The following is a 22,617-nucleotide window of genomic DNA, read 5'->3' as shown; positions in this document are numbered from 1 at the left end:
CCCTCCGGCGCCCCGTCACGACGGGGCGGCAGGTCCGCGGGCGGGGCGTCAGGGCCCGTCGCCCGGGCCGCCGCCGACCTCGGGCGGGCCGAGGTAGAGCCCGACGGCGGTGCCGATGACGGTGTAGGCCAGGGCGCGGGTGAGGGGTCGATGGGCCGCGCCCTCGCCGAGCGGGGCGTCGCCGGGGTCCTCGGCGGCGATGACGAGTGCGTAGGACCGCGCGGCCGGGCTGACCAGCACGGGCTCGGCCGAGTCGGGGGTCAGGTCGCCGACGAGCTCGGCGTCGTCGAGGGCCCGGTCGAGGGCGTCGAGCTGGTCGAGGGTCCGGGTCTGCACCACCACGGCGCCCAGCGCCCCGGTGTCGCGGCGCGCCGCACCCTCGCCCGTGCGGCCGACGGCGTCGACGACCAGGGCGGAGCGGCACCCCTCGAGGGCCGGCGCCTCCCCCTCGACGCTCAGCAGCCCGGCCGCCTCCTCGCAGGGCACGACCTCGGCGCGCCGCGTGTCGAGGCCGATCTCGAAGCCCCCCGTCACCCCCTCGTCGCCGCCGGCCACGGCGCGCGCGGTCCGGTCCAGCCAGGAGCCGCGGGTGGGGGTGGGGTCGACGTAGGCCGCCATGACGCCGGCGAGCACGGCCGCCACCAGGGACCAGGCCACCACCGTGCCGAGCGGGCGGCGCAGCCACCGGGTGCGGGGCGAGTCGCCCGGGCGGGGGCGCACGACGGCCACGGCGAGGCCGACCACGGACAGGAAGGTCACGAAGGCGGCGACGGCCAGCGGGCCGCCGACCTGTGCCAGGGGGCCGAGGGCCTCGCGCGTGACGGTGCTCGCCCCGTTGTCACCGCTGCTGCGGCCGGGCACGAAGGCGAAGACCGGCAGCGCGGCCGCCGCCACGAGCAACCAGCCCGCCGACGCCGCCCGCCCCCACCGCCGCCGGGCCGCGCGCACGCCGACCACGAGCAGCCCGAGCGCCCACGACCACGCCACGACGGCCAGCACCACGCGCCGCTCGTCGCCGTCGGCGACCCACAGGTCGATCCACCGCAGCCACGGCACGGCGACCGCCCGCGCCCCGAAGGCCAGCAGCAGGAGGCCCGCCAGCACCGAGGCGATGGCCAGGACCGCCGTCCCGACCGCGCGAGCGGCCTTGGTCGCGCCCCCGCTCACGCCCCGGTGCGCCCGGTGCCGCCGGCGGCCGGGGCCTCGAGGCCGGTGCCGACGGCCGCCTTGCCCACGGAGCTCTTGATGAGGGCCTCGAGGTCGAGGCCGGTGGAGGTCTTGAGCATCGACAGCGTCTGGGTGACGTTGTCGGTGACCTGGCGCGGCAGGGCGCCGGCGCCGTCGGAGGAGATGACGGTCAGCTGGTCGATGGCGCTGATCGGGGCCGCGACCTCCCGGGCGATCTGCGGCAGCACCTCGATGAGCATCTGGAGCACCGCCGCGTCGTTGTAGTGGGCGAAGGCCTCGGCGCGCTTGTCCATCGCCTCTGCCTCGGCCTGGCCGACCGCGAGGGTGGCGGCCGCGGTGGCCTCGCCCTCGGCGCGGGTGGCCTCGGCCTCCGCGACGCGCCGCGACCGCTCGGCCTCACCGCGTCGTGCGCCCTCGATCGCCTCGGCCTCGGCGAGCGCCGTACGCCGTGACTTCTCGGCCTCACCGTTGAGCCGGGCCTGCTCGGCGGCAGCCTCGGCGGCCGCGATCGTGGCGGCCTTGCGCGCCTCGGCGGCGGCGATCTCGGCCGACCGGGCGGCCTCGGCCTCCTGCTCGACGCGGTAGCGCGCGGCGTCGGCGGGCTTGCGCACCTCGGTCTCGAGGTTGCGCTCGGTGAGCGCCGCCTGCCGCACGGCCACCTTCTCCTGCTCCAGCAGGATCGCCTGGTCGCGGTCGGCCTGGGCCAGGGGTCCGGCCGAGGCGGCGTTGGCGGAGGCCGCGTCGGTCTCGGCCTTGATCTCGGCCTGCTTGAGGGCCAGCGCGCGCTGGGCGATGGCGATCTCCTCCTCGGCCTTGATCCGCGCCTGCTCGGCGGCCTGGCGGGCGTTGGCCTCGGCGATGGAGGCGGCCTGGCCGATGCGGGCGGCCTCGGGGCGGCCGAGGTCGGCGAGGTAGGAGCCGTCGTCGGTGACGTCCTGGATCTGGAAGGTGTCGAGGATCAGGCCCTGGCCGGTCAGGGAGTTCTCCGACTCGTCGGCCACGCGCTGGGCGAAGGCGGCGCGGTCGCGGATGATCTGCTCCACGGTCAGCCCGCCCACGATCGAGCGGAGCGCGCCCGCGAGCACCTCCTGGGTGAAGGGCTCGACGTCGGCCTGCTGCGAGAGGAAGCGCTGGGCGGCCAGGCGGATCTGGTCGGCGTTGCCGCCCACCTTGACGATGGCGACGCCCTCGACGTTGAGCTTGATGCCCTGGCCCGAGACCGCGCCCCGGATCTGCACCGAGATGCGGCGCGAGGACAGGTCGAGGGTGGCGAGCTTCTGCACGAAGGGGATCACGAAGGTGCCGCCGCCGAGGATGACCTTCTGCCCCGACAGGTCGGTGGTGAGGGCGCCGGTCTCGGGGTTGAGCACCGCCTTGCCCTTGCGCCCGGTGACGATGAAGGCCTCGTTGGGTCCGGCGACCTTGTAGCGGCTGGTGACCAGCAGGACGAGGAGCACGAGGAGGACGAGGAGTCCACCGAGGGGGATGAGCAGGTCCATGGGGGGCCTTTCGGACGGTGCGGCGTGGGGGTGGTGCGGCGTGGGGGTGGTGCGGCGTGGGGGTGGTGCGGCGTGGGGGTGGTGCGGCGTGGGGTGGTGGAGCCGGGGGGAGGGGTGCCGCGGACGGGTCAGCGGACCTCGGGCCACAGCGGGGCGACGGTGACCGCGGTGGGGGAGAGGACGCTGGTGACGTGCACCGGGGTGCCGGGGCCGAGCGGCTCCTCGGCGCGGGCGTTGAGGCGCATCGTGTGCCCCCCGACCAGGACGTCGACGACCCCGAACCCGTCGGCGGGGATGCCGGTGACCACCCGCCCGTCGCGGCCCCGGGTGTCGTCGGTGGTGAGGGTGGCGTCGCTGCCGCCGTCGCGCACCAGCCGGGTCAGCCAGGAGGCGAACCACCCGAAGACCACGCCCGAGGCCACGCCGACCGGCAGCGAGACGAGCAGCGGTGCGTCGAGGGCCTCCGCGATCGCGCCGCCGAAGCCGAGGGCGGCGAGGAAGGCGCCGAGCACCGCGGTGGAGAAGGCGTCGCCGAGAGCGTCGACCGCGCCGTCGAGGAGCCCGTCGAGGGCGTCGCCGAGCAGCAGCGAGACCGCGAGCACGAGCAGGCCGACGAGCCCGACCACCAGGTAGACCGTCACCGCTGCGCTCCCGTCCGCGCCCCGGGGTGGGGCGCTGGGCCTCAGCATGTCCGGCGCCCCGGCGCGCGAAACACCGGGAGGCCCCGCCCCTGTCCGTCCGGCCCCGACCGGGCCCGGCGGTGGTGGTGGGAGCTGGCGGGTGGTGGCGGGAGGTGGTGCTGGGCGGCGGTGGGGGACGATCGGGGCATGGAGATGTGGGGTGACCTCGCCGCGCGGTACGTCGACTTCGCGGCCTACGCCGACGGCGACTCCGCCTGCTTCGCCGACTGGGCGCGCCACGTGGCCGACGACCCCGAGGTGCTGGCCTGGATCGGGGCGCTGCCCGACGCCCGACGCCAGCCCAACCTGGTGCTGGCCGCTGCCCGCTGGCACGGTGTGCCGGCTCCGGGGCCCTACTCCGCGCTGCGCGACGCGCTGCTCGCCGACGGGGGCGCCGTGCGCGCCACGATCCTGTCGCGCACCACGCAGACCAACGAGGTGCGCCGCCTGGCCGCGCTGCGCCCCGCCCTCGTGGCGGCGACCCGCGGCGACGACCGCCCGCTGGCCCTGCTCGAGGTGGGCGCCAGCGCCGGGCTGTGCCTCTACCCCGACCGGTGGCGCTACCGCTGGGACCTGACGGGAGGCGCCCGGTCGCACGGCGAGCCCGGCGAGCCCGGCGTCACCGTGGGCGACCCGGGCTCGCCCCTGCTCACCTGCGCCCTCGACCCGGGCGCGCCCGGTGGAGCCGGGCGCGGGGGCCTCGACGCTGGCCCCGACGCGGGCCTCGACGGGGGCCTGCGCGGGCTGCTGACCGGCCCGCTGCCGCCGGTGGTGTGGCGGGCGGCCTCGACCTCAACCCGCTCGACGCGGCCGACCCCGACACCGTGGCGTGGCTGACCACGCTGGTCTGGCCCGAGCACGACGACCGCCGAGCTGCTGGCCCGCGCCGTCGAGGTGGCCCGGGCCGAGCCGCCCGACGTACGCCGGGGTGACCTGCTCACCGACCTCCCCGCCCTGGTGGAGGAGGTCGGCGGCGAGGCGCAGGTGGTCGTGGTGCACAGCGCGGTCGTGGCCTACCTCGCCGAGGACGACCGGCGCCGCTTCGTGGCGATGATGCGCGAGCTCGTCGGGTCGGGGGCCTGCCGCTGGGTCAGCAACGAGGGCCGCGGCGTGCTGCCGGAGGTCACCGCCACCGGTCCCGAGCTGCCACCGGGGCGACAGACCTTCGTGCTCGGCCTCGACGGGCAGGCCCTGGCCTGGACCCACGGCCACGGCCGCAGCCTCGAGTGGTGCGCGCCGCCGGGAGGGCCGGGCGCCTGACCGGCGCCCACCCGTGGGGCCGCGGGTCGCGCGGTCAGCCCTCGAGCAGCGCCCGCAGGCCGGTGCGTGAGGTGACCCCGAGCTTGCGGTAGACCCGCGAGAGGTGCCACTCGACCGCCTTGACCGTGACCCCGAGCTCCTCGGCCACCTGGCGGTTGGTGGAGCCGGCCATCGCCAGGCCCGCCACCCGCCGCTCCCGGGCGCCCAGCGGGGCCAGCACCTCGGCGGCGATGCGCCGTGGCGACTCCCCGAGGTGCTCGAGCAGGCGGCGGACCCGGCCGTGCAGGGGCCAGAGACCGTGGGTGCTCGCGAAGGCCTCGGCGGTGCGCAGCAGCGCGACCGCGCGCGGGGCACCGCCCGGGGTCAGGGCCAGCACCCCGGCCAGGTCGACGTCGACCTGGGCGGCGAGCCGTGCGAGGTCGGGTCGACCGGTCAGCAGCGCGCGCGCCTCCTCGAGGCGGGCCGTGCGCTCGGGGCCGGCGAGCAGGCTCGCCCGCGTGCGCAGCGCCCCGGCCCGGGCGTACGTCGACCCCGCCCGGTCGGCCGCGGCGAGGTGGTCGCCCACCAGCGCCTCGGCCTCGCCGCGGCGCCCGGCGCGGGCCAGGGCCATCGCCAGCGAGGCGCGCCAGGGCAGGTCGGCGGGTGCGGCGTCGGGGGCGAGCCGGCCGGCGGCGCTCGCGTGCTCCACCGCCCCGGCGTGGTCGCCGGAGGCGGCGCACAGCTCGGCGAGCGCGTGCTGACGCACGGCCTCGGGGTGGGGGTCCATGAGACCCCCCGGGGCGGCGCCGGACGTCGACGCGACGTCGGTGGTGCCGGCGCTGGTGGGGGCGGGTCCCAGGGGTGCGCTGGTGTCGAGGGCGCGGAGGGCCCGGCCGACATCGAGCGCGGAGCCCAGGTCGCCGGCGCACAGGTGGGCGTCCAGGGCCGTCGCCAGCGCAGCGACCTCCAGGTGCACGGGCAGGCCGGCGCGGGCCCCGTCGGTCCGTGGGTCGGGGTCGGCCGTGAGCGCGTCGAGGGCGGCGAGGGTCTCCTCGACCCGCCCCGCACGCAGCAGGTGGACCGCCCGGGTCAGTGACAGCGAGGCGGCGTCGGCGGGGTCGTCGGAGACGGGGGCAGCGGTCGACGCCGCGGCGGCGGAGGCGGCCGAGGTGGCCGAGGTGGCCGAGGTGGAGGCGGCGGCGGCGGCGGAGGCGGCGGAGGCGGCGGAGGTGGCCGAGGTGCAGGCGGCGGTGGGGGCGCCGTGGCCCGCGGTCGTCGCGGCGCGGTCGGAGGCGGGCTCGGTGGCCTGCACGGACCCGCTGGATCCGCTGGACCCGAGGCGGCCCAGCGGGCGCCGCCCCTGCTGGCCGTCGAGCTGGCCGTCGCGCGCACCCTCGAGCGGGGTCAGGTCCACGGGACCGCCGCCGAGCAGGCCCCTGCTCAGCGCAGCGGCGAGGTCGGCCGGCCCGGGGTGGCGGGCGGTCGGGCGGTGCTGCGGTGTCCGCGCCGTCCCCGTCGGGCGGGCGAGCGCGGGTCGGGCCGCGGTGGCGGGTGTGTCGGCCGCGGGGCCGTCCACGGGCGTGGTCCCGGCCACCGACGCGGTCCCAACCGCGGGCGGCGCGGGTGCGGACGGCGCGGGTGCGGTCGACGGAGCGTCCTCGAGGTGCCGGCCGCCGGTCGCGGCGGCCGTGGTGGCCTGCATGGGCACAGGTTAGGAAGCGCGACGGTCCGGTGGTGGGCGTTCGCCGGGATTAGTGTCGCCGGGACGTGGCTCCTCCCGCAGCGGTCCAGTCAGGTCACGACCCAGGTGGGCCATGAGCGTCGCGGTGGCCGGGCCGGAACGCCGGCCGACGGGCCGCGCACCGGGTCCGCCGACGGGTCCGCTGACGGGCCCGCCGACGGGCGCGCTGCCGGTGGTGGGGGAGGGCGCGAAGCGCGGGCCGCGGTCGGCCGGCCCGACGCACGCGCGCGCGACCGGCAGCAGGTCGGCGGCCAGGGCGTCCGGCAGCGTGCGGTCGAGGCCCGCTGCTCGGGCGACGTCCCAGCCGTGCACGGCGACCTCGAGCGCCGCCGCTGCCACCACGGTCGCCACGCCCAGGGAGCGGTCGGCCACCGCGACCACCTCGGCGCCGTCGCCCGGGCCCTCCGGGTCGCCGCCCACGACCGTGCCCTCCGGGCCCACCGAGCCCGCTGTGTCGGTCGAGCCCACTGACTCCACCGGGCGCACCGGGCGCACCGGGCGCGCCGGGTCGCCGTGCGTGGCGTCCGCCGGCCCGGAGGGGGGACGCCCGCCACCGCGGCCGCCCGAGCGCACAGCGTCCGCTCGGGCGACCCAGGCGGTCAGCAGGAGGTCGGCCCGTCGGCGTACGTCACGCACCTGCCCGACCGGGTCGGCCGTCGGATCGCACCACGGTGCGCCCGGCGGGGACGTCTGCGCCGGCCCCCCGGGATCCTGCGACCCGCCGGCACCCGGCCGACGGGCCATCTCCACGCGACCACCGGCGGCCTCGGTGAAGGCGTCGAGGGAGTCGGCGAGGTGGGCGAGCAGCGCCTCGAGGTCCCACGCGGTGCACGGCGTCGGCGCCCGCAGCAGCCCGGGTCGCGAGGGCAGCGCCGCCTCCAGGTCGTGGAGGACGACCCGGGTGTGGGCCAGGGAGCGCTCCAGCAGCTCGACCGCCCGGTCGAGCTGCGAGGTCACCGGTGGCTCGCCGGCGCGGCGACGGCCGGGTCGACCGCTGGAGCGGGGTCGCCGGGCTCGTAGGTCGCGGGCAGCCGCGCGGGCAGCCCGAAGGCGGTGAAGTCGACACCGAAGAAGGCCCGCACGTGGCGCACGCGGTCGGCGTCGAGCTCGACCACCTGGAGGTGGAAGGGCTCGAAGTCGCCCGCGGGGGTGCGCATGTAGAGACCGAAGGCGGGCTGGCCGTTGGCGGCGGTGGCCAGCATCGGCATGTCGTGGTGGCCGCCGGGGCACTGGCCGCCGATGAGGGCGCCGATGTTGTCGGCGCCGACGTACCACCCCGTGAAGGGCGGCATCTCCCAGATCGCGTCGGCGCGCAGCATGCCGACGATGCGGTCGACGTCCTTGCGCCAGAAGGCGTCGACGTAGGCCTCGAGCAACCGCTCCTGGTCGCCGGTGAGGTCCTGCTCGACGGTGTCCTCGGTGAGGCCGCGCTGGGCCATCTGGGCGTGGGCGCGCTGGAGGGCGGAGTTGACCGCCGCGGGCGTGGTGTCGAGGGCGGCCGCGACCTCCGCGGCCGACCAGCGCAGCACGTCGCGCAGGATGAGCACGGCCCGCTGCCGGGCCGGGAGGTGCTGGAGCGCGGCCACGAAGGCCAGCCGGATGGAGTCGCGCTCGGCGACGACCACGGCGGCGTCGGGCACGGGCTCGAGCCAGGCGATCTCGTGGTTCTCCTCCAGGGCGTCGCCGGCCAGCTGGTCGGAGGTGCCGAGGCCGGCGGGCAGGGGACGGCGGGGTCGGCCCTCGAGGTTGGTCAGGCAGACGTTGGTGGCGATCCGGTAGAGCCACGTGCGCACCGACGAGCGGCCCTGGAAGTCGGCCGAGGCGCGCCAGGCGCGCAGGAAGGTCTCCTGCACGAGGTCCTCGGCCTCGTGCACGGAGCCGCTCATCCGGTAGCAGTGTGCCAGCAGCTCGCGCTGGTAGCGCTCGGTGAGGGCGGGGAAGTCGGCGAGCTCGGCGCCGCCCGTCGTCGCCGCGGCCGGTGCCGGGGGAGTCCCTGCCGCTGTCGCCGCCGCTGTCGCCGCCGCTGTCGCCGCCGCTGTGGACGTCGCCGCGGGTGTCTCCGCCGGTGTTGCTGTCTCGGTCATGGCCTGGTCCCTCGTCGCCGTTGCCACCGTCATCGTGCGCTCCTGTCGTCCGGCAGTCTGCTCCCTCCCACCGACCGGCGTCGACGGTCGGACTCATCGCCGTGGGGTCGGTCGTCGGGCGACGGGACCCGGTGACCGGGCCGGGAGGGGGCGCCGACCCGGCCCGGAGACGGCGGCAGAGACGGCGGCAGAGACGGCGGCAGAGGCGGCGGCAGAGGCGGCGGCAGAGGCGGCGGCAGAGACAGCGGAAGAGGCGGCGCCACGGTGGGGCGCCGTCCGGAGCGCTGCGTGCGGGGCCATCATGGCCGCGGGTGGCACGATCACCCACCACCACCCGGTGGGCACCGGCCACGCGGCGTGGCCGGCGCAGGAGGTCGACGCAGGAGGTCGGCCCGGCGGAGTCCCGGTGCTCCGCGCGGCCTGTGCCCACACCCCGACCCGACCGGCATCCTCGACCCCGGAGTGCTTCCCCCGTGACCCGATCCTTCACGTTCCTCGTCAATCCCGCCTCGGGCGACGGCGCTGCACCCGAGGCGGTCCTGCCGGTCGCGCGGCAGCTGCGCGAGGCCGGCGCCCGGGTCGACGTCGTCTCCTCCTCGGGCCCGCGGGCGGTGGCGGCGCTCGTCGCCCGGGCCGTCGAGCGCGCTGACGTCGTCGTCTCCGTCGGTGGCGACGGCACGCTGTCCCACCTGGTCGGTGAGGTCTGCGCGGGGGGCGGCGTCCTCGGCTTGCTGCCCGCGGGTCGGGGCAACGACTTCGCCCGCATGCTCGGTCTGCCCACCGAGCCCGGGGAGGTCGCCGAGCTGCTGCTCCACGGGGCGGAGCGCCGCGTCGACCTGCTCTCGTGGCAGGCCCCCGGCGCACCCGAGCGCCTCGTCGCCGGCTCGGTCTACAGCGGTGTCGACGCCCGCGCTGCCGCGCTGGTGGACCGGATGCGCTGGACGCCGAAGCCGCTGCAGTACCCCCTCGGTGCCGTCCGCGCCCTGGCGACCTACCAGCCCGGCCGCTTCCGCGTCGTCGTCGACGGCGCGGTCGCGGAGTACGCCGCGGCCACCGTCGTCGTCGCCAACTCCGGCTACTACGGCCAGGGCATGCGCATCGCGCCGTCCGCCCGCGTCGACGACGGGCTGCTCGACGTCGTCGTCGTCGAGGCGGCCTCGCGCCTGGAGCTGATCCGGCGGTTCCCGCGGATCTACGGCGGTTCCCACGTCGAGCTGCCCGAGGTCACGGTGCTCACCGGGCGACGCGTCGAGGTCGCCGCGGACTCCCGCGTGCCGGTCGGCGCCGACGGCGAGGCCCTGGGGGAGCTTCCTGGGCTCGGCGGTCCGCCTGCTGTGCCTGCCGTGGTCGAGATACGGCCCGGGGCGCTCCGCGTCATCGGCTGAGACGACGGCCTGGCCCGCCTCACCTCGCCTCACCCCGCCTTGCCCCGCTCCGCCTCGCCCCGCCCGCCCTCACCTGCCTGCCCGGTCGCCCCCTGGCCCCGTCACCCTGGTCGCCCCTTCTGCCCGGGCGGTCCGCGCTCGGCAGTCGCCGGCGCCGGTGGCGGGCGCGGCGCGGGCTCAGAAGCCCCTCGGACGGCGACGTGCCTGCGGTTGAACGAACGTTCGATCAACCCCAGGATGCGTTCGCGCCAAGGGGCCGCGGGCCGTCGGTGGGGGTCGGCGGCGGGTGGCGGCCCCTGGTCTCGGGGCAGGACGCTGCGCAGGAGATCGGGCAGGTCGCCGATCGACCCGCGGTCCTCAGGCGCCGGGGACGCTGCCGGCCCCCTCCAGTCATCAGGTCCAGGGGGCACGCCGAGCCGCGGGGAGGCGCCTGGGGTTGAACGAACGTTCGATCAACCCGGCGACGTCTCGACCCGTGGCCCTGGCGTCCGATCGAGCGCTCTTCGGGAGTCGACCCGCGATACCGGGTCCGGTCAGGACCGGAAGGACCAGACCAGCAGCTCGGTGGGCACCGCGGCGGTGACCTCGTGGGCCGGCTCGTCGACGAAGAGGAAGGCGTCGCCGGCCTGCACCGGCTCAGCCAGCGAGGAGCGCACCAGCGCGCCCCGGGACACGAAGGCGTGCACCCGCGCGGCCTCGGGCAGGGTCGTGGTCCCGCCCGTGCCGAGCCGCACGACGTCGAGCCGTGCCCCGGCCACACCCGGCACCTCGAGCGAGGTGGCGTCGGGGTGCACGGCGTACGACGGGGTCGCGCCGGGCTCGTCGGGGCGCAGCCACACCTGCACGAAGCGCACCGGGCCCGCGCCGCTGACGGCGACCTCGCTGTGGCTCACGCCGGCGCCGGCGCTCAGCAGCGCCAGCGACCCGGCCTCGACGCGCACCGGCTCCGCCGCCGCGCCTGCGCCGTCGGGGTCGGCGTGGGTGTGCTCCAGCGCGCCGCTGACGACGTAGGTGACGATCTCCAGGTCGGTGTGGCGGTGGGCCTCGAAGCCGGTGCCGCCGCGCAGGTGGTGGTCGTCGTGGCACACGATCGGGCCGAACGAGAGCCGCTCGGGGTCGTAGTGCTCGCCGAAGGCGAAGGCGTGCTTCGTCTCCCGCCCCGCGGCCCGGCTGACGAAGCGGACAGTTCCCCGACGGATCTCGACGCTCACGGGCATCATTGTGCCCGTGCCGTCCCCCCACCGGCCCGGCGACGGGTCCCTGCCCGTGCTGCCCCCGGGTTTCGCCGTCGGCGTGGACGCCGACGGGCTCGGGCTGACCCGCGCCCCGGGGGCGCGCGACTGCGCCACCGCGGCCTCCGACGTACGCCGGCTCGCCGGGCTCGGCGTGACCTCGGCCCGCGTCGCGCTCTCGTGGCCGCGGCTCCAGCCAAGCGGCGCGGGGCCCCTTGAGGAGGCCGAGGCCCGCCACGTCGACCTCCTCCTCGACGCCCTGGCCGCCGCCGGGATCCGACCGTCGGTGACCCTCCACGACGGCGTGCTGCCCGAGCCGCTGCAGGCCGACGGCGGCTGGCTCAACCGCGGCACCGTCGACCGCCTCGCCGACCTCGCCGCCCTGGCCGGTGAGCGCTGGGGCGACCGCGTCGAGCACTGGGTGCCGGTGGACCAGCCCGCGCGGCTGCTCGTCGAGGGCCACATGACCGGTCGCGCGGCGCCCGGTCTCAGCCTCGCCTTCGACGCCCTCCCCGTGGCCCACCACCTGCTGCTCGCCCACGGGCGGGCCGTCCTCGCCCTGCGCGCCACCGCCCGCGGGCGGTCCCCGGTCGCGCCGCCGTGCAGCCGCGGCCCCCTCGCCGACCCCGCCACCGCCCCCGACCCCCTGGCCGACCCCCTGGCCGACCCCCTGGCCGACCCCCTGGCCGACGGCGCGGCCACCGGCCCGAGCATCGGCTGCGCCAACCACCACGCACCCATGTGGCCCGCCAGCGAGGACGTCGCCGACGTCGCCGCCACCAAGCTCCACGACGCCCTGTGGAACGCGCTCTTCCTCGAGCCGATGCTGCTGGGCCGCTACCCCGTCGACCTGCAGCCCCTCCTCGAGGAGGTCGTGCGCGACGGCGACCTGGCCACCATCCGCCAGCCCCTCGACTTCTACGGCGTCACCTACGACAGCCCGCTCAAGATCGGCATCGCGGGGGAGGAGTCGGAGGTGCCCTTCGAGCGCTGCGAGCTGCTCGGCTATCCCGAGACCGACGCCGGCACCCCCGTCGTGCCCGACGCCCTGCGCGAGTGGCTGATCATGTTCCGCGCCCGCTACCGCGCCGCCCTCCCCCCGCTCCAGGTCGCGCTCGCGCCCGCCCCGTACGTCGAGCCCGCGACCCCCGCCGACGCGGGCACCCCCGAGGCCCCGGTCGTCCCCGGCGTCCCCGGCGGCCCCATCGCCCCCGTCGACCCCCGCACGAGCCGCCTCGAGGGCCACCTGCGGGCCGTGGCCACCGCGGTGCAGCGCGGCGTCGACGTCCGCGCCCTCCACGTCGGACCGCTGCTCGACCAGGGGTCGGGGCCCGCGACCGGCGCCGGGCCCGCCGGCCCGCTCGCCCCGGTCGGCCTGCTGGCGGTCGACCCGGTCGACGGCGCGCGCACGCCGCGCCCGGCCTACCACTGGCTGGCCGCCGTCGTCGGTGCCCAGACCCGCTCCCTGGGCTGAGCGGCCGCCGCGTCCGGGCGGGCCCCCGCGCCGCGCACCCGCGACGACGACCCGCGTCGACGACCCGCGACGACCCCGCCGGGGGCCACGCGTCGTTAGGCTGTCGCGCATGTCGTCCGAGACCCCGGGGTCCACCCCCACCCCCGAGCCCGTCTCCGACCCCGCGGCGCCCGCCGGCGCCGCCGCGACGGCCGCCACGCCGGACGGGGCGACGGCCGACCCGCTGGCCGACGCGCCGCCCGTGCCCCGCCGGATCGTCTTCGTGGTCGGCTCGGGCCGCAGCGGCACGAGCACCATGGCCGGCACCCTTCAGGCGCTCGGCATGCACGTGCCCCAGCCCGAGGTCGTGGCCGACGAGACCAACCCCAAGGGCTTCGGCGAGCCGCAGTGGGTCGTCGACTTCCACGACGAGCTGCTCAAGCGCTGCAACGTGCAGGTCTCCGACGGCCGGCCCTCGGCGTGGTTCGAGTCGGGCAAGCTGGCCACCTTCGGCCCGCTGCGCACCCGGCTGCACACCTGGCTGGAGGAGCAGTTCGTCGAGGGCGGTCCCGAGCTGGTCGTGAAGGACCCGCGCATGGCGTGGTTCCTCGGCCTGTGGCGCGCGGCCGCGCTGCGCTGCGACGCGACGCCGGCGTACGTCACCATGCTCCGCCCGCCGACCGAGGTCGTGGGGAGCAAGCAGAAGTACTACTCCTCGAAGTTCGGCGAGATCAGCCGCACCGCCGCCTGGGTCAACATGATGCTCCACACCGAGCGCTCCACCCGCGGCTCGGTGCGCGCCTTCGTGCGCTACGGCGACCTGCTCCAGGACTGGACGGTGCCGGTCTTCGGCGTCGGGCAGCGCTTCGACCTCGACGCGGTGAAGTCGGCCTCGGCCAACGACATCCGGGCGGTGCACCAGTTCATCGACCCCAACCTGCGCCGCGTGCAGCTGACCTGGGACGACGTCGAGGTGCCGCGGCGCTTGCGCGAGATCGCCCAGGAGTCGTGGCTGGCCCTTGACCGGCTCGCCGACGACGACGGCGACGTCGCCGCGACCCACGAGCGGCTCGACGAGCTGCGCGCCGCCTACGCCGACCTCTACGACGAGTCGGCCGCCATCGCCGAGTCGGCCGCGCTCGCCGCGCGCCGCGAGGCCCTGGCCAAGGTCGCGCCCCCGCAGACCTCGAGCGCCGCCGGCGGCGGGCGCGCCGAGAAGGTGCCCCACACGGTCCGCGCCCTGGTGCCGCCCTCGGTGCGCCGGGGCCTGCGCAAGGCCGCGGGCAGGTCGCGATGAGCCCGGTGCGCGGCGCCGACATCCCCTGCCTGGAGGGCGACCCGACCTACGACGTGCGCTGGCCGTGGCGCCAGGGCCGGCTCACCCCCGGGCTGACCTGCGTCTTCCGGATGCGCAACGAGGCCCACAACTTGCCGTGGGTGCTGCCCGGGATGCTCGAGGCGGTGCAGCACGTCATCGTCGTCGACAACCTCTCCGACGACGGCACCGCCGAGGAGGCCCGCCGCATCGCCGACGAGCTCGGCGCCGGTGAGCGGCTCACCGTGCTCGACTACCCCTTCCAGGTCGCCCGGGCCGGCACCGAGCACCTCGCCACCCCGCCCGACTCGGTGCACTCGCTGACCCACTTCTACAACTGGTCGCTCTCCCAGGTCCGCACGTCCTACTCGATGAAGTGGGACGGCGACATGGTGCTCACCCGCGAGGGCGTCGCCCTGCTCGCCGACCTGTCGTGGCAGCTGGAGGAGTCGGGGGCCGTGGTCGCCCTGCCGCGCCACCCGCTCACCGTCGAGAGCGACTCGGTGGCCTGGCTCGACCTGGGCTACCGCTTCCTGGAGCCGTGGGTCTACCCGATGGGCCCGGAGTTCACGTTCGTAAAGGCCTTCGAGTGGGAGGTGCGCGAGTTCCCCGACGACTCCGACCGCATCATCGCCCCCGAGGGGATGGTCGTGGAGCTGAAGTGGCTCGACCGCGACGAGTTCACCCACTGGACTTCGACCACCGACTTCGACTCCTCCCGCGCCCCCCGCAAGCGGCGCGAGTGGGAGGTCTTCACCGCCCTGAGCGAGGGCCGCGGCGAGGAGCTGCTCGGCCTGCACCGCATCGAGGCGCCCCCCGGCGTGCACGTGATCGACCACGTGACCCGCACCTGGCTCCCCCAGGCCCCCCGCCCGCTCGTGCGGCGCCGCGGCCGCTTCAACGTCTGAGCCGAGGGGTCCGGCTGCCGCCGCTCAGGGCCGGCGGCCCATCCCCCGCACGGTGAACCCGTGCTCGCGCCACAGCGCGGCGTCGAGGGCGTTGCGCCCGTCGAGCAGCTGCTTGCGCCGCACGACCCGGCCCACCTCGGCCACGTCGACCTCGCGGTAGTCGCTCCACTCGGTGAGGTGCAGCAGCAGGTCGGCGTCGCGGCAGGCCTCGAGCGGGGAGTCGGCGTAGGTCAGCGTCGGGTACGCCGCGCGCGCCGTGCCGCCCGCGGCGGGGTCGTGCACGGTGACGGTCGCGCCGCGCAGGTGCAGCCTGCCGGCGATCGAGAGGGCCGGTGAGTCGCGCACGTCGTCGCTGTCGGGCTTGAAGGCCGCGCCCCACACCGCGATCCGGGTGCGGGTGACGCTGCCGCCGAGCAGGGCGGTGGACAGCTGCACCACGCGCTGGCGCTGGCGCTGGTTGATGGCGTCGACCTGGCGCAGGAAGGACATGGTGTCCTCGACCCCGAGCTCGCCGGCGCGGTGGACGAAGGCGCGGATGTCCTTCGGCAGGCAGCCGCCCCCGAAGCCGATCCCGGCGCGCAGGAAGCGGTGGCCGATGCGGGCGTCGTGGCCGAGGGCCTCGGCGAGGTCGACGACGTCGGCGCCGGCGGCCTCGCAGACCTCGCTGACGGCGTTGACGAAGGAGATCTTGGTGGCCAGGAACGCGTTGGCGGCGACCTTGACCAGCTCGGCGGTCGCGGGGTCGGTGACCACGAGCGGGCAGCCGGCGTCGACCTGCGGGGCGTAGAGCTCGCGCAGCAGCTTCTCGGCCCGCTCGGAGGCGACGCCGACCACGACCCGGTCGGGGCGCAGGGTGTCGGCGATCGCGAAGCCCTCGCGCAGGAACTCCGGGCTCCAGGCCAGGTCCACGTCGTCGGGGGCCGGGCAGAGCGCGGCCAGGGTGGCCGCCAGCGAGGCGGCCGTGCCGACCGGCACCGTGGACTTGCCGACGACCAGGGCGGGCCGGTCGAGGTGGGGGGCCAGCGACGCCACCGCGGCCTCTACGTGGGAGGTGTCGGCGCCGAGGCTGTCGCCGCGCTGCGGGGTGCCGACGCAGACGAAGTGGACGTCGCCGAAGGCCCCCGCCTCGGCGTAGGAGTCGGTGAACCGCAGCCGCCCCGAGGCCACGTGGCGCGCCAGCAGCTCGGCCAGGCCCGGCTCGTGGAAGGGCACCCGCCCGGCCTGCAGTGAGGCCAGCCGCGCGGGGTCGACCTCGACGCCGAGCACCTCGTGGCCCAGCTCGGCCATGCAGGCGGCGTGGGTGGCGCCGAGGTAGCCGCAGCCGATCACCACGAGGCGCTGGCGCGACTCGGGCGGCAGCTCGACGGTGCCGGTGCCGGTGCCGGTGCCGGTGGCGGGGGAGGGCCGGCCCGCCGGCCGGTCGGTCGCGGGCGTCGCCGGGAGGGTCATGGCCCCAGTCAGACGCCCCCGCGGATCAACGAGGTGACAGCGCCACGGCCAGGCGACGAACGATCTCCGACAGCCGGGTGGCGCTGGTCGCGACGTTGAGCCGGGCGTGACCGGCCAGCCCGGGGTGGTAGTCGTGGCCGGGCGCCAGCCGCACCCGCCCGCGCTCCAGGGCCACCGCGGCCGGGTCGTCGTGGCCGCAGGACCGCAGGTCGAGCCAGGCGAGGTAGGTCGCCTCCAGCGGCCGCATCCGCGCCGCCGGAAGGTGCTCGGCCAGCAGGTCGGCCAGCAGGGTGCGCTGCTCGTCGAGGCGCACCAGCAGCGCGTCGAGCCACGCGTCGCCCTCGGTGTAGGCCGCCACGGAGGCCACGACGCCGAGGGAGGACCAGGAGTCGTTGCGCACCATCGGCACCGCCGTGAGCCGGGCGTGGGTGGCGGCGTCGCCGCTCACCACCTGCGCGCACTTCAGTCCCGCGGTGTTGAAGGCCTTGCTCGCCGCCACCAGGGCCACGGCGTGGTCGGCGGTGCCCTCCAGCGAGAGGTACGGCACGTGCTCGGCGCCGGGCAGCACCAGCGGCGCGTGGATCTCGTCGCTGACCACCCGCGCCCCGTGGCGCACCACCAGGTCGCGCACGGCCTCCAGCTCCGCACGGGTGGGCACGTGGCCGCAGGGGTTGTGCGGCTGGGTCAGCAGCAGGGTGCGCGCCCCGCGCTCCAGCAGCCGCTCGAGGTGGTCGAGGTCGAGCGCGTAGGCGTCGCCGTCGGGGGTCACCGGCAGGTCCCACCGCTCGCGTCCGGTCACCCCGGGCAGGTCCAGCTGGGGTGCGTAGGCCGGCAGCGGCAGCACCACGGGGCCGGGGTCGCTCAGCGCGTCGAGCACCAGCCGCACCCCGGCACTGACGTCGACGGTCGGCAGCACCAGCCCGGGGTCGACCTCCCACCCGTGGCGGCGCCGCGCGAACCCGGCGTACGCCGCACCGAGCGCGCCGCCGTCGTGCTCGAGCGCGGGGTAGCCGGTCACGCCGCGCTCCACCGCCTCGTGCAGCGCGCGGGTGATGGCCGGCGCCACCGCGTAGTCCATCTCGGCCACCCAGGCCGGCAGCACGTCGTCGGGCACGGCCCACTTGTTGACCAGCGCTGCGCGCGCCTCGGCGTCGGTGAGGTCGCGGATCATGCCCCGACGCTAGCGTCCGGGCCCGGCGGTCTGCCGCCGGCGGCGCCGGTGCGGCCGGTGCGCCCGGAGCGGGGGGAGCGGGCGGAGCGGGCGGAGCGGGCGGAGCGGGCGGAGCGGGCGGAGCGGGCGGAGCGGGCGGAGCGGGCGGAGCGGGCGGAGCGGGCGGAGGGAGCGGTGAGGGCGGGGCGGGCGGTGGGAGCGGTGAGGGCGGGGCGGGGCGCGCGTCCGGTGGACCCCTCCTCGCGTGCTGCGGACGCCGCCCTCGATAACAGTCAGCGTTGACCGTCATGGCCCTCGCCTCCTACCGTGGCCCGACACCGACCCGAGGAGACTCCCCGTGCCCGCAGACCCCACCCCCGCGTCCCCCGCCGCCGCAGGAGCCGCCCCGCTCGCCGGCCGCACCCTGCTGATGTCGGGCGGCAGCCGCGGCATCGGCCTGGCCATCGCGCTGCGCGCGGCCCGCGACGGCGCCAACGTGGTGATGCTGGCCAAGACCGCCGAGCCCGACCCGCGCCTGGAGGGCACGGTGCACACCGCAGCGGCCGAGATCGAGGCCGCCGGCGGGCAGGCCCTCGCGGTGGTCGGCGACGTACGCAAGGAGGAGGACGTGCGGTCGGCCGTCGACCAGGCCGTCGAGCGCTTCGGCGGCATCGACGTCGTGGTCAACAACGCCTCCGCGCTCGACCTGTCGTCGACCAGCGACATCGCGATGAAGAAGTACGACCTGATGATGGCCATCAACGCCCGCGGCACGTTCCTGCTGTCGAAGACCGCGCTGCCGTGGCTCGAGCGCTCCGACCACGCCCACGTGTTGACGCTCTCGCCGCCGCTCGACCTCGACCCGCGGTGGGCGGGGAAGTACCTCGCCTACACGATGGCGAAGTACTCGATGAGCCTGGTGACCCTCGGCCTCGCCGAGGAGCTCAAGGACCGCGGCATCGCCGCCAACTCGCTGTGGCCGCGCACCATGATCGCCACCGCCGCCGTGCGCAACCTGCTCGGCGGCGACGAGGCCGTCGCCCGCTCGCGCACCCCCGAGATCGTCGCCGACGCCGCCCACGCGATCCTCGCCCGCGACCCGCGCGCCTGCACCGGTCACTTCTACATCGACGACGAGGTGCTCGCCGAGGAGGGCGTCACCGACCTCTCGGGCTACCGCGCCGGCCCCGGCGACGGCCCCCTCGAGGCCGACCTGTTCCTCGACCCGCTGGACTGAGCGTGGCCGGCGACGGCATCGAGGGGCCCCGCCCGAACGACGGCGAGGGTCGCCGCCGGAGCGGCGACGCAAGCGCGAGGAGCACCGGGACCGGCGAGGGCTCGTCCGGGAGCGCCGGGGCCCCCCGCGGGGCCGGCAGCAGCGGCGGCGGCGCGGGTCCCCGCGGGGGCAGCGGGAGCTCCGCGGGGGACGCGGTCGGTCTCCGTGGCTCGGCTGGAGCGGGTGGCGCTGCTGGCGCGGCTGGAGCGGGTGGCGCTGCTGGCGCTGGCGGCGCTGCTGGCGCTGGCGGCGCTGGCGGATCGGCGGTCGGGCGCGCCACCCGCCGTCCGAGCCTGGTCACCCGCCAGCAGGTCCTCGACGCGGCCGTGCGGGCGCTGGTCGAGCACGGCTACGCCGGAGCCTCGACGCTGCGCATCCAGCAGCTGGCCGGGGTGTCGCGGGGGCGGCTGCTGCACCAGTACCCGTCCCGCGACGACCTGCTCGTCGCCGCCGTCGCCCACCTCGCCACGGCCCGCATCGCCGCCCTCGGCGCCCGGACCACGTGGCCGGCCGACCCCGGGGAGCGCATCGACGCCGCCGTCGTGGTGCTGTGGTCGACCTACCGCGAGGACTACTTCTGGGCCGCGACCGAGCTCTGGCTCGCCGCACGTCACACCCCCGCCCTCGCGCAGGCGCTGCGCCCCGCCGAGCGCGCGGTCGGCGAGCAGGTGCGCGCCGCGACCGATCGCATGCTCGGAGCCGACCTCGTGGCGCTCCCGTCGTACGCCGCGACGCGGGAGCTGCTCAACACCAGCATGCGCGGCGTCGCGCTCACCTACGCCTTCGACCACCGGCCCGCCGCCACCGACCCGCACGTGGGCCTCTGGTCCGCCCACGCCCGCGCGGCCCTGCTCGGCTGACCCCGCGACCCCGTTGGCCCGTGCGGGTCTGGGCCGACAGGTGCGGGTTTCACCAGCCGACCGGTGAAACCCGCCGCGCCGTACCGGGGGCGCGCCGGGACCGCGCTGAAGTGGCGGCATACGACGAGCCCGAGGCCGGTGCACCTGTCGTTCGCCGCCACTTCCCGGACGCCGGCCTCAGCGCCGCGGCGGGTGATCGCGCGGGCCCGCGTCGGTGTTGCTCGGCAGCCCTCGGGTCCGTCGGCCCGTGCGGGTCTGGGCCGACAGGCGCGGGTTTCACCAGCCGACCGGTGAAACCCGCCGCGCCGTACCGGTGCCGAGGGCTGGAGTGGCGGCATGCGACGAGCCCGAGGCCGGTGGACCTGTCGTTCGCCGCCACTTCTCGCACGCCGGCCACCGCCGCGCGAGACCGCGCGAGGGAAGGAGCCGGAGTCCCACCAGCCACCTGCGTCCCACCTGTCGGCCCGGACCCGCACTGGTCGGCCCACGCACGGGCCGACCAGTGCGGGTTTCACCAGCCGGCTGGTGAAACCCGCAGCAGCCTCAGAGCCCCGCCGCCACCCGGGTCCCCTGCTCGATGGCGCGCTTGGCGTCGAGCTCGGCGGCGACGTCGGCGCCGCCGACGAGGTGGGCGGTGACGCCGGCGGCGACGAGGTCGTCGTAGAGGTCGCGCACCGACTCCTGGCCGGCGCAGAGGACGACGTGGTCGACGGGGAGCACGGTCTCGACGCCGTCGACGGAGTAGTGCAGGCCGGCGTCGTCGACGCGGTGGTAGGTGGCGCCGGCGACCTGGGTGACCCCCGACTGCTTGAGCACGGCGCGGTGGGCCCAGCCGGAGGTCTTGCCGAGGTCCTTGCCGATCATCGTGGTCTTGCGCTGCAGCAGGGTGACCTCGCGCTGCGGCTCGCGGGGCTTGCGCTCGGTGAGTCCGCCGCGGTGCAGGGAGGGGTCGCCGACGCCCCAGTGGGCCAGCCAGTCGTCGAGGTCCTCGCTGGGGTCGTGGGTGAGCCAGACGCTCACGTCGACACCGATCCCGCCGGCGCCGACGACGGCGACGCGGCGCCCGGGCACGACGCGACCGGCGAGCACGTCGGCGTACGACACGACGCTGGGGTGCTCGACGCCCTCGAGGTCGGGCACGCGCGGGGTGACGCCGGTGGCGACGACGACCTCGTCGAAGCCGGCGAGGTCGGCGACCCCGGCGCGGGTGGAGAGGCGCACGTCGACGCCGAGCACGTCGAGGCGGCGGCGGTAGTAGCGCAGCGTCTCGGCGAAGTCCTCCTTGCCGGGCACGGCCATGGCCAGGCGGAACTGTCCGCCCAGCTCGGGGCCGGCCTCGAAGAGGGTGACGGCCAGCCCGCGCTCGGCGGCGGAGACGGCGGTGGCCAGCCCGGCGGGGCCGGCGCCGACGACGGCGACGCCGGCGCGGCGGCGGGTGGGGGTGAGCACCAGGGTGGTCTCGCGCCCGGCGCGGGGGTTGACCAGGCAGGAGGCCTTCTGGTTCCCGAAGGCGTGGTCGAGGCAGGCCTGGTTGCAGGCGATGCAGGTGTTGATCTCGTCGGCGCGGCCCTGGGCGGTCTTGAGCGCGAACTCGGGGTCGGCCAGCAGCGGGCGGGCCATCGAGACGAGGTCGGCCTCGCCGGCGGCGAGCACGGCCTCGGCCAGGTCGGGGGTGTTGATCCGGTTGGAGGCGCAGACCGGCACCGACACGGCCGCCTTGAGCCGGGCGGTCATCGAGCGCCACGCCCCGCGCGGCACCTGCGTGATGATCGTGGGCACGCGGGCCTCGTGCCAGCCGATGCCGGTGTTGAGCACGGTGACGCCGGCCTGCTCGAGCAGGTGGGCCAGCTCGACGGTCTCCTCCCAGGTCTGGCCGTCCTCGACCAGGTCGAGCAGCGAGATGCGGTAGACGATGGGGAAGTCGTCGCCGACGACCTCGCGGGCGCGGCGCACCACCTCGACCGGGAAGCGCATCCGCTTGCTCGCCGAGCCGCCCCACGCGTCGGTGCGGTCGTTGGTGCGCGCGGCGAGGAACTGGTTGATGAGGTAGCCCTCGGAGCCCATGATCTCGACGGCGTCGTAGCCCGCCTCGCGGGCCAGGCCGACGGCGTCGGCGAAGTCGGAGGCGGTGCGGTCGACGGTGCGCGTCGACATCGCCGAGGGCGTGAAGGGCGTGATCGGCGACTTGCGCCTCGAGGCGGAGGCGCTGAAGGGGTGGTAGCCGTAGCGGCCCGCGTGCAGCACCTGCAGCGCGATCGCCCCGCCCTCCTCGTGCACCGCGCCGGTGACCTGGTGGTGGCTGCGGGCCTGGCGCCGCGAGGTCAGCTCGGAGGCGAAGGGCTTGAGCCAGCCGCGCCGGTTGGGGGCGTAGCCGCCGGTGACGATGAGGCCCGTGCCGCCGCGCGCACGCTCCCGGAAGTACGCCGCGAGCGCCGGCAGGTCCCGCGCGCTGTCCTCCAGGCCGGTGTGCATGGAGCCCATGACGATCCGGTTGCGCAGCGTGAGCGCGTCGGCGCCCGCGCCGAGGGTGACCGGGGAGAGCAGCAGCGGGTGCCGGGGCTGCTCGGGCTGCTCGGGCTGCGGGGTCTGGGCGGTCATCGGTCGTCCTCCGTGGTGGGGCGGGTGTGGGCGTCGAGGTACTCCTCGAGCCACTGGGTCCAGAACTCCTCGAGCAGCACGCCGCCGCGCAGCACGAGGTACTGGTCGAGGGCCAGGCCGGTGAGGCGGCCGGGCTCGGGGTAGTCGCGCTTCATCAGCTGGCGGTAGTGGTCCAGGCGCAGGTGGTGGTCGGCCAGGTCGGCGCGCACGACGGCGAGCACGGCCTCGCGCTCGCCGAAGGAGGCGCCGCGCAGCTTGACGGCCAGCTCCGAGCGCATGGGCTCGGCGCCGACGGGGGTGGCCAGCCACGCGGCGAGCGCCTCGCGCCCGGCCGCGGTGACGGCGTACTCCTTCTTGTCGGGGCGCCCGGCCTGCGGCACGGGGGTGGCCTCGACCCAGCCGTCGGCCTCCATGCGGGCCAGCACGCGGTAGATCTGCTGGTGGGTGGCCGACCAGAAGAAGCCGATCGAGCGGCTGAAGCGCCCGGCGAGCTCGAGTCCGGCCGCGGGCTGCTCGCGCAGCGCGACGAGGAGGGCGTGCTCGAGGGCCATGCGGCCATG

18 protein-coding genes and 1 pseudogene are annotated in these 22,617 nt (G+C 76.8%); 8 read left to right on the top strand and 11 right to left on the bottom strand.

Annotated features, from left to right (window positions below; genetic code table 11):
* Nucleotides 1-48: 48 nt before the first annotated feature.
* The 3 genes from ASF47_RS16395 to ASF47_RS16385 all read right to left on the bottom strand — a co-directional run bounded on the left by ASF47_RS16395 (nt 49) and on the right by ASF47_RS16385 (nt 3,328).
* The gene (locus ASF47_RS16395; RefSeq protein WP_056865045.1) at nt 49-1,167 is read right to left on the bottom strand and encodes a hypothetical protein; all 1,119 of its coding nucleotides are present in this window, start codon (nt 1,165-1,167) and stop codon (nt 49-51) included.
* Nucleotides 1,164-2,687, bottom strand: coding sequence for a flotillin family protein (locus tag ASF47_RS16390; RefSeq protein ID WP_056865044.1), 1,524 nt, complete (start codon nt 2,685-2,687; stop codon nt 1,164-1,166). Before ASF47_RS16390 ends, ASF47_RS16395 begins: the two co-directional genes overlap by 4 nt.
* Before the next feature lie 128 nt (nt 2,688-2,815).
* The gene (locus ASF47_RS16385) at nt 2,816-3,328 is read right to left on the bottom strand and encodes an NfeD family protein (protein WP_056865043.1); all 513 of its coding nucleotides are present in this window, start codon (nt 3,326-3,328) and stop codon (nt 2,816-2,818) included.
* 186 nt (nt 3,329-3,514) lie between these two features.
* Here ASF47_RS16385 and ASF47_RS21730 point away from each other — a divergent pair, with 186 nt between their 5' ends.
* Both ASF47_RS21730 and ASF47_RS21720 read left to right on the top strand, forming a co-directional pair.
* Entirely contained in the window at nt 3,515-4,204 is a 690-nt protein-coding gene (locus tag ASF47_RS21730; protein WP_200919172.1) for a DUF2332 family protein, read from the top strand.
* Nucleotides 4,141-4,627 (top strand): annotated as a pseudogene (locus tag ASF47_RS21720) (DUF2332 family protein). Before ASF47_RS21730 ends, ASF47_RS21720 begins: the two are co-directional and overlap by 64 nt.
* 34 nt (nt 4,628-4,661) lie before the next feature.
* Here ASF47_RS21720 and ASF47_RS22125 read toward each other — a convergent pair.
* From ASF47_RS22125 to ASF47_RS16365, 3 genes are all read right to left on the bottom strand, one after another.
* The gene (locus tag ASF47_RS22125; RefSeq protein WP_082500420.1) at nt 4,662-6,020 is read right to left on the bottom strand and encodes a LuxR family transcriptional regulator; all 1,359 of its coding nucleotides are present in this window, start codon (nt 6,018-6,020) and stop codon (nt 4,662-4,664) included.
* 297 nt (nt 6,021-6,317) lie between these two features.
* Entirely contained in the window at nt 6,318-7,304 is a 987-nt protein-coding gene (locus ASF47_RS16370) for a hypothetical protein (protein WP_056865041.1), read from the bottom strand.
* Nucleotides 7,301-8,431, bottom strand: a complete 1,131-nt coding sequence (locus tag ASF47_RS16365; protein WP_082500419.1) for a sigma-70 family RNA polymerase sigma factor — start codon at nt 8,429-8,431, stop codon at nt 7,301-7,303. The genes ASF47_RS16370 and ASF47_RS16365 overlap by 4 nt, the downstream gene beginning before the upstream one ends.
* Before the next feature lie 473 nt (nt 8,432-8,904).
* Here ASF47_RS16365 and ASF47_RS16360 point away from each other — a divergent pair, with 473 nt between their 5' ends.
* Nucleotides 8,905-9,816, top strand: coding sequence for a diacylglycerol/lipid kinase family protein (locus ASF47_RS16360; protein ID WP_056865040.1), 912 nt, complete (start codon nt 8,905-8,907; stop codon nt 9,814-9,816).
* Nucleotides 9,817-10,349: 533 nt separating this feature from the next.
* On the opposite strand, the gene ASF47_RS16355 is transcribed toward ASF47_RS16360, so the two are convergent.
* The gene (locus ASF47_RS16355; protein WP_162242285.1) at nt 10,350-11,027 is read right to left on the bottom strand and encodes a pirin family protein; all 678 of its coding nucleotides are present in this window, start codon (nt 11,025-11,027) and stop codon (nt 10,350-10,352) included.
* A 16-nt stretch (nt 11,028-11,043) separates the two neighbouring features.
* Between ASF47_RS16355 and ASF47_RS16350 the strand changes: the two genes are divergently transcribed.
* The 3 genes from ASF47_RS16350 to ASF47_RS16340 all read left to right on the top strand — a co-directional run bounded on the left by ASF47_RS16350 (nt 11,044) and on the right by ASF47_RS16340 (nt 14,724).
* On the top strand, nt 11,044-12,522 hold the full coding sequence (locus ASF47_RS16350) for a family 1 glycosylhydrolase (RefSeq protein WP_156697958.1): 1,479 nt from the start codon (nt 11,044-11,046) through the stop codon (nt 12,520-12,522).
* Nucleotides 12,523-12,631: 109 nt separating this feature from the next.
* A complete protein-coding gene (locus ASF47_RS16345; RefSeq protein ID WP_056865037.1) occupies nt 12,632-13,798 on the top strand; it encodes a sulfotransferase family protein in 1,167 nt (388 codons plus the stop codon).
* The gene (locus ASF47_RS16340) at nt 13,795-14,724 is read left to right on the top strand and encodes a hypothetical protein (RefSeq protein WP_056865036.1); all 930 of its coding nucleotides are present in this window, start codon (nt 13,795-13,797) and stop codon (nt 14,722-14,724) included. The genes ASF47_RS16345 and ASF47_RS16340 overlap by 4 nt, the downstream gene beginning before the upstream one ends.
* A gap of 24 nt (nt 14,725-14,748) precedes the next feature.
* Here ASF47_RS16340 and ASF47_RS16335 read toward each other — a convergent pair whose 3' ends face one another.
* The gene (locus ASF47_RS16335) at nt 14,749-16,173 is read right to left on the bottom strand and encodes a UDP-glucose dehydrogenase family protein (protein ID WP_082500417.1); all 1,425 of its coding nucleotides are present in this window, start codon (nt 16,171-16,173) and stop codon (nt 14,749-14,751) included.
* Between the two features lie 25 nt (nt 16,174-16,198).
* A complete protein-coding gene (locus ASF47_RS16330; protein ID WP_056865035.1) occupies nt 16,199-17,344 on the bottom strand; it encodes a MalY/PatB family protein in 1,146 nt (381 codons plus the stop codon).
* A 337-nt stretch (nt 17,345-17,681) separates the two neighbouring features.
* Between ASF47_RS16330 and ASF47_RS16320 the strand changes: the two genes are divergently transcribed.
* Together ASF47_RS16320 and ASF47_RS16315 are read left to right on the top strand one after the other, a co-directional pair.
* A complete protein-coding gene (locus ASF47_RS16320; protein ID WP_235557712.1) occupies nt 17,682-18,560 on the top strand; it encodes an SDR family oxidoreductase in 879 nt (292 codons plus the stop codon).
* A 365-nt stretch (nt 18,561-18,925) separates the two neighbouring features.
* The gene (locus tag ASF47_RS16315; protein ID WP_200919166.1) at nt 18,926-19,459 is read left to right on the top strand and encodes a TetR/AcrR family transcriptional regulator; all 534 of its coding nucleotides are present in this window, start codon (nt 18,926-18,928) and stop codon (nt 19,457-19,459) included.
* A 543-nt stretch (nt 19,460-20,002) separates the two neighbouring features.
* Here the strand turns inward: ASF47_RS16315 and ASF47_RS16310 are convergent.
* Nucleotides 20,003-22,057: an FAD-dependent oxidoreductase gene (locus ASF47_RS16310; RefSeq protein ID WP_056865033.1), complete on the bottom strand. Its 2,055-nt coding sequence runs from the start codon at nt 22,055-22,057 to the stop codon at nt 20,003-20,005.
* Complete coding sequence (locus tag ASF47_RS16305) at nt 22,054-22,608, bottom strand: PadR family transcriptional regulator (protein ID WP_056865032.1); 555 nt, start codon at nt 22,606-22,608, stop codon at nt 22,054-22,056. Before ASF47_RS16305 ends, ASF47_RS16310 begins: the two co-directional genes overlap by 4 nt.
* Between the last annotated feature and the right edge of the window lie 9 nt (nt 22,609-22,617).

The sequence above is a fragment of the Nocardioides sp. Leaf285 genome (genome assembly GCF_001422955.1).
GTDB lineage: Bacteria > Actinomycetota > Actinomycetes > Propionibacteriales > Nocardioidaceae > Nocardioides > Nocardioides kribbensis.
Note: the sequence above shows the minus strand (reverse complement) of the source record. Positions and strands in the feature narration are given on the sequence as shown.